This is a genomic window from Pseudomonas sp. XP1 (assembly GCF_053557675.1).
On sequence record NZ_JBNRIJ010000017.1, the window covers coordinates 30,240 to 35,726 of the forward strand.

General features: G+C 65.3%; 4 protein-coding genes. 3 read left to right on the top strand and 1 reads right to left on the bottom strand.

What is annotated here, in order from left to right:
• Positions 1 to 1,094, bottom strand: a 1,094-nt coding sequence (locus tag ACK1U9_RS16040) for a sugar diacid recognition domain-containing protein (RefSeq protein WP_449110007.1), incomplete at its 3' end; no start/stop codon positions are given.
• Positions 1,095 to 1,257: 163 nt separating this feature from the next.
• Between ACK1U9_RS16040 and ACK1U9_RS16045 the strand changes: the two genes are divergently transcribed.
• From ACK1U9_RS16045 to ACK1U9_RS16055, 3 genes are all read left to right on the top strand, one after another.
• Complete coding sequence (locus ACK1U9_RS16045; protein ID WP_046614202.1) at positions 1,258 to 2,586, top strand: MFS transporter; 1,329 nt, start codon at positions 1,258 to 1,260, stop codon at positions 2,584 to 2,586.
• 198 nt (positions 2,587 to 2,784) lie between these two features.
• Positions 2,785 to 4,305 (top strand): FAD-dependent oxidoreductase, encoded by a 1,521-nt coding sequence (locus ACK1U9_RS16050; protein ID WP_085598910.1) that lies wholly within the window; start codon positions 2,785 to 2,787, stop codon positions 4,303 to 4,305.
• Between the two features lie 71 nt (positions 4,306 to 4,376).
• Positions 4,377 to 5,387, top strand: coding sequence for an aldo/keto reductase (locus ACK1U9_RS16055; RefSeq protein ID WP_046614204.1), 1,011 nt, complete (start codon positions 4,377 to 4,379; stop codon positions 5,385 to 5,387).
• Positions 5,388 to 5,487: the final 100 nt, after the last annotated feature.

Consider the following 5,487-nt stretch of genomic DNA (forward strand, 5'->3'; position numbering starts at 1 on the left):
TCGGCAGGCAGCAGCTGCAACCCCAGGTACAAGCTAAGCATCCCTTCCATGCGCAGTGGGTCGACCTCGCCCAACTCGGCAATCCGCTCCAGGCGGTAGCGCAAGCTGTTGCGGTGGATGCCCAGGGCATCGGCACAGGCCTGGCTCTGGCCGTCATGGGCACACCAGGCGCGCAGAGTAGTGAGCAACTGTCCGCTACTGTCCTTGCTGCGAATACGCTGCAACGGCTCCAGCAATTCATCCAGCGCATCATCGTTGCGATGCCGCCACAGCAATGCCGGCAACCGGTAGCGCTGCAGGCTGAGCAGGCGCTCGCCGGGCAGTACCTCGCGCCCATAGGCCAACAGGTCGCGCACCCGGCGATAACCCCGGCGCAGTTGCTCCAGGCTTTGCGCGGCACTGCCCAGGGCCAGCCGCTCCACCTCCCAGCCATGACGCTGCAGGCGTTCCAGCAGACGAGGCTCGTCCAGCACCACGCCAGCCGGGCGACACCACAACAACGACTGGCGGGCCGGGCTTACGCACCAACTGTCCGGGTAGCGGCTCATCAACCATGCCGCCAGGGTTTCGGCAGCTGGCCCCGAGGCCAGTTCGAACAGGCACGGTACCCGTGGCAACTGGGGTTTCAAGCCCAGTTGCCGGGCCTCGTCGAGCAACCGCGGAGAATCGCCGCTGCCGCCCAGCAGCAGGGCCAGCAAATCGTCACAGCGCTGCCGTCGCCATTGCTGGTCGGCCTGCAAATGGCGCTGGGCCAGCAGCATTTCGGCGGTCATGCGCACCAGCTCACCATAGGTACGCACTTGCTGCGGGTCACCGGTCAGGCCAAGTACGCCCATCAATCGGCCATCGAGCATCAGCGGCAGGTTCACCCCGGGCTGCACGCCCTTCAGGCATTTGGCCGCGTCGGTATCCAGCTCGACGATACGGCCGTTGGCCAACACCAGTTGCGCGCCCTCGTGGCGGGTGTTGATACGCTCCGGTTCGCCACTGCCGAGGATCAACCCCTGGCTGTCCATGACATTGACGTTGCATGGCAGAATGGCCATCGCCCGGTCAACGATATCCTGTGCCAGGTCATGGTCGAGTTCGAACATTGAGCGGTCCTTTGGAGATCAGGGTTTTGGGCTCGGGCACAGCAGCCCGGTGCAAGTGCTGTGCAAAAGCACAAAGACAGGCACGCCGCAGTCCCCGAGACTCGTCAGGGCGAGCGCCGGAACAGGCGACGCGGCGACAACCATAACAACAGAGAACCCGATCATGGCATACAGCCCCGCCCCTGACCAAGGCACGGACACCCACCGCAACGCGCTGTACCGGCGCATCACCCTGCGGCTGATTCCGTTCATTTTCATCTGCTACCTGTTCAACTACCTGGACCGCGTCAACGTCGGCTTTGCCAAGCTGCAGATGCTCGACGCCCTGAAGTTCAGCGAAACGGTGTACGGCCTTGGCGCCGGCATCTTCTTCATCGGCTATGTGCTCTGCGGCCTGCCGAGCAACCTGGCGCTCAACCGCTTCGGCCCGCGGCGCTGGATCGCGCTGATGATGATCGCCTGGGGCAGCCTCTCCACCTGCCTGCTGTTCGTCACCACACCCACCGAGTTCTACGCCCTGCGCCTGCTGACCGGCGCCGCCGAAGCCGGCTTCTTCCCGGGCGTGGTGCTGTACCTTTCGCGCTGGTTCCCGGCGGCCCGTCGCGGTCGCATCATGGCCCTGTTCATGTCGGCGATCCCGGTTTCGGGCCTGCTCGGCGGGCCGTTCTCCGGCTGGATCCTGCAACACTTCGCCGCTGGCCAGCATGGCCTGGCCGGCTGGCAATGGATGTTCCTGATCCAGGGCCTGCCAACCGTTGCACTGGGTGTACTGGCGGTGTTCCTGCTCAGTGACGGCTACCAGAAAGCCGCTTGGCTGAGCCCGACCGAACGCCAGCTGATCGCCGCCGACCTCGAGGCCGATGCCGCCAGCAAGCCGAGCACTACCGGCGACAGCGTGCTAGCCGTGCTGACCAACCCGCTGATCTGGACCTTCGGCTTTGTCTACTTCTGCATCCAGAGCGGTGTGTACGCGATCAACTTCTGGCTGCCGTCGATCATCAAGAACATGGGCTTCGACAACCCGTTGCTGATCGGCTGGCTCAGCGCCATCCCGTACCTGCTGGCCGGCGTATTCATGATCCTCTGCGGGCGCTCGGCCGACTTGCGCAACGAGCGCCGCTGGCATCTTGTGGTGCCGATGCTGATGGGCGCCATCGGCCTGCTGATCGCGGTGAACTTCGCCGGCAACCCGGCCATCGCCATTCTCGGCCTGTCGATCGCCACCATGGGCGCGCTCACCGGCCTGCCCATGTTCTGGCCGATGCCCACCGCGCTGCTCAGCGCCAGCGCGGCTGTTGCAGGCCTTGCGATCATCAACTCGGTGGGCCAGATGGCCGGTTTCCTCAGCCCGTACCTGGTCGGTTTCATCAAGGACCAGACCGGCTCGACCGATGCCGCACTGTATTCGCTGGCGGCGTTGATCGTGTTCGGTAGCCTGGTGGCCTTGCGGGTTACCCGGTCCGGTGCGCTGAGTACTGCAAGGGCCAGTTGAACCTCTTCGCGGGCTCGCCCGCTCCCACAGGATCACCACAACCTTCAAGGCTGTGGTATCCCTGTGGGAGCGGGCAAGCCCGCGAAGAGGCCAGCCCAGGCCACGTAAAATCCACACCCTCCACCGATCGTCAGCTCAACGCATCCCCTCCCCGACCCAGGCGTCAAATGGTTCCAAAGGCCCCTTTGGAGAACCCCCATGACCCAGCACGCCGTTGCCCGCCTGGCCCAACTCGACGAATACCGCCCCCTGCGCGTCCAGGCCGGCAGCGAGGAAATCATCCTCATCCGCCAGGGCGACCAGGTGCACGCCTACCAGGGCAACTGCCCCCACGAAGGTGCGCCACTCAATGAAGGCGTGGTGTGCGGCGGCCTGCTGGTGTGCCCTTGGCACAAGGCCGCGTTCGCGGTGGACGAGGGCGCGGTCTGCGAGCCGCCGGCCCTGGCCGACCTGCGCCGCTACAAAACCTGGGTCAAGGGCGACGAAGTCTGGGTCGACGACCAGCCCCTGCCCAGAACCGAACCGCCCCGCCACAGTGATGCCCGCTGTTTCGTGGTGGTCGGCGCCGGTGCCGCGGGCAGCGCCGCAGTTTCCACCCTGCTGGCCCATGGCTTTGCCGGCCGCCTGGTCTGGATCGATCAGGAGCACCAACCAGCCTACGATCGTACTTCCCTCAGCAAGTTCGTGATCGCCGGGCAGATGCCGCCCGATGAAGTACCGGCCCTGCTCGAGGCCGATGCCCTGCGCAAGGGCCACCTGGAACGCAAGCATGGCAAGGTGCGCACCCTGAACACCCAGAAACGCCAGGTTACCTTGGCCGACGGCCAGCAGATCGACTATGACGCCTGCCTGCTGGCCACCGGCGGCAAGGCGCTGCGGCCCGATATCCCGGGTGTCGACCTGCCCGGGGTATTTACCCTGCGCTCAAGGGAGGATGCCGCGCACTTGCTGGACGCTGCCGAGCCCGGCCAGCCGGCAGTGATCGTCGGCGACGGTTTCATTGGCCTGGAGGCCGCCTCGGCCTTGCGCAAATATGGCGTGCAGGTGCACCTGGTCACCCGCCATGAGGTCCCCCTGGCCCGGCAGTTGGGCGAGCGCATTGGCCGTAGCATCCGCGAGCTGCACGAACGCAAGGGGGTCACCTTCCATGGCCCCACCGAGGTCGAGCGGATCGAGGGCCAGGGCAAGGTCGAGGCCGTGCTGCTGGCCAACGGTGAACGGCTACAGACGCCATTGGTGCTGCTGGGCACCGGGGTCAGACCGGCGACCGCTTTCATACAAGGGGTGCTGCTGACCGAAGACAAGTCGGTGCAAGTGGACGCTGAAATGCGCGCGGCAGATGGCCTGTGGGCCGCAGGGGATATCGCCACCTTCCCGCTCAGCGGGCGCCCGGTGCGAATCGAACACTGGCGCCTGGCCCAGCAACATGGAGTGATCGCCGCCGCCAACATGCTTGGCGAGCAGCGCCGCTACGCCGACGTACCGTTCTTCTGGACCTACCAGCATGGCCGCACATACGAAGTACTGGGCCACGCGAGGGACTGGAACCGTATCGAGTTCGTCGGCGAGCCGGAAAAAGGCGACTTCATCGCCTTGCAATGCGTGGATGAGCGGGTCGAGGCGGTCATCGCCAAGGGCTATTCCGATGCCATGGCGACGCTGTCGCAACGCCTTAAGCGCCCGCTGAGCTTGCAGGAGGCCTTGGCGCTGATCGGTTGAGGCTGCCTTTCATTGCGCCCCGGTTGTGTGTAAAACGGATAGATCAGCCGACCGCACAAGGACCCAAGCGCATGATCTACCGCCCCCTCGGCCACAGTGGCCTGCAGGTTTCCGCCCTTACCCTGGGCAGCATGATGTTCGGCGAGCAGACCAGCACCGAGGACGCCCTGCGCATCATCGACAAGGCCAGGGACCAGGGCATCAACTTCATCGACACCGCAGACGTGTACAACGCCGGGCGCGCGGAGGAAATCGTCGGCGAAGCGGTGGCCCGCCATCGCCAGGACTGGATCGTGGCCAGCAAGGTTGGCTTTGGCCCGGCCGATGGCCTGCCCAACCGCAGCGGGCTATCGCGCAAACACATCTTCAATGCCCTGGAAGCCACGCTGACGCGCATGGACATGGACTACCTGGACATCTACTACCTGCACCGCGAAGACCACAAAGTGCCGCTGGAAGAGAGCGTGCAGGCCATCGGCGACCTGCTGCGCCAGGGCAAGATCCGCTACTGGGGCGTGTCCAACTTCCGTGGCTGGCGCATCGCCGAGGCATGCCACATTGCCGAGCGGCTGGGCGTGCCCAGGCCGGTGGTGAGCCAGCCGCTGTACAACATCGTCAACCGCCAGGCCGAACCGGAGCAGCTTACTGCTGCGGCAGCCCATGGCCTGGGCGTGGTGCCGTTCAGCCCGCTCGCGCGGGGCGTGCTCAGCGGCAAGTATGCGCCGGGAGCGGTGCCGGATGCCGGTAGCCGTGCCGGGCGCCAGGACAAGCGCATCATGGAGGTGGAATGGCGCCAGGAGTCGCTGGCCATCGCCCGGCAGATCCAGGCCTATGTGGAGGCCAAGGGCGTGGGTATCGTCGAGTTCGCGATTGCCTGGGTGCTGAACAACCGGCTGGTCAGTTCGGCAATTGTCGGGCCGCGGACGGAAGAACAGTGGGATACCTATGGCGGCGCGCTGGCGGTGAAGATTACCGCGGAGGATGAAGCGTTCATTGATTCATTGGTGACGCCGGGGCATGCGTCGACGCCGGGGTTCAACGATGTGGCGCATTATGTAAGTGGGCGGTTGGCCCGCAGCTGATCCTTCTCCTGTTCTGACCTCTTCGCGGGTAAACCCGCTCCCCACAGGATCACCTGTGCCTTCAGGGCCTGTGCAACCCCTGTGGGAGCGGGTTTACCCG